Raw genomic sequence first — 1,114 nt, forward strand, 5'->3', positions numbered from 1 at the left:
CGCCGCATTCAGGGCGCTCATCGAGTTCGCCGCCCACGTGGACAGCCTCAAGCAGCAGTAGCCCGAAGCGCCGAACGACCGAGCCCCGCACGATCTGCCATCGTGCGGGGCTTCAGTAGCTACCGCGGTCTCCCACACCGCTGAACGACCGCGAGTGAATGTGCGTAAGTAGTTTCTCCTTCAAGCTTGTCTATCATCGCCAGAGCGTCACAGTCCGGGTGTCCTCGGCTTCTTCTGCACTAACGACTTCGAAAGGATCATTCAGTGAGATCGCGCTGTCCTCTTCGCTTATTGGGAGCCCGGCCTGTGGATCTAGCTGAAGTGTCTCGACACGAGTCTCATACTTCGGCTCAGCGAACATATTCCCAAATCCGGCTCCACCGAGCCCGCCGCTAACCCGAACCCGACGGGTTCTAAACGTTTTTGCCAAAGATAGTTTTGCTGTCGATTCAACCACCCGCAGAACGGCCTTAATGCGCTTTAGGCCGCCAAGATTTTCCCCCGTCTCTGGGTCTGTAATTGATTGGGTATCCGGGTCAATAATGATGACGTATTCGCCTGCGTCAAGGCCATGATCTGTACCCTTGTTGAGGATAACCTCGCGATCGCTGACAACGCGTGCAACTACACCACGGAGTGGCTCCGAATCACTCATTTCCTGCCCCTTCCTCTTGCGCCAGCTGCATGAGTATTTGTCTTCCGCGTTGCTGGGTCTTGCGGAATTCTTCAACTGCCCCAGGTGCAACCTGATCCCATTCCGCCATCGAGTGCATTAGATGGGCCTTAGCTCGTCGCAGATCTTGGTCCATGCTGATCAAGCCGGTCTTGGTCCGAATTTCAATTTCCGCCTCGTTCAGTTGTCCACCAACAGTCCTGACGTCTTGAATAAGTTCGATGCTTGTCGCCAGGTTCTGTATCGCCTGCCTTGCTCGCGGCTTATGGTCTTCGGGCCGAGGGCTAGGCTGAAGTAGAATTCCCACAATCACCCCGAGGATCGCTACGCCGGCGAGGACTGCTCGCCCAGCGGGATGGCTTGTGTCTACGACCGCTGAGATAACGGGCTCTTCTCGAACGAGGGTGTAGTCCGTTGAGCGCGTCGCTGTCCGTGTAGGAG

At 56.5% G+C, this 1,114-nt stretch carries 2 protein-coding genes; both read right to left on the reverse strand.

Annotation, left to right across the window (positions count from 1 at the left end):
- Window positions 1-193: 193 nt before the first annotated feature.
- Window positions 194-655 carry a hypothetical protein gene (locus tag FM112_RS17005; protein ID WP_140400725.1) on the reverse strand — a complete coding sequence of 154 codons (462 nt, stop codon included), beginning with the start codon at window positions 653-655 and terminating at the stop codon, window positions 194-196.
- Window positions 648-1,114: hypothetical protein (locus tag FM112_RS17460; protein ID WP_217874626.1), on the reverse strand; the 467-nt coding region annotated here is incomplete at its 5' end. The genes FM112_RS17005 and FM112_RS17460, both read right to left, overlap by 8 nt.

It is taken from the genome of Gulosibacter sp. 10 (assembly GCF_900163695.1).
GTDB lineage: Bacteria > Actinomycetota > Actinomycetes > Actinomycetales > Microbacteriaceae > Gulosibacter.

Bases quoted from the DNA above. Each gene is read 5' to 3' on its own strand.
- FM112_RS17005 (WP_140400725.1), bottom strand. From the start codon at position 655: ATGAGTGATTCGGAGCCACTCCGTGGTGTAGTTGCACGCGTTGTCAGC.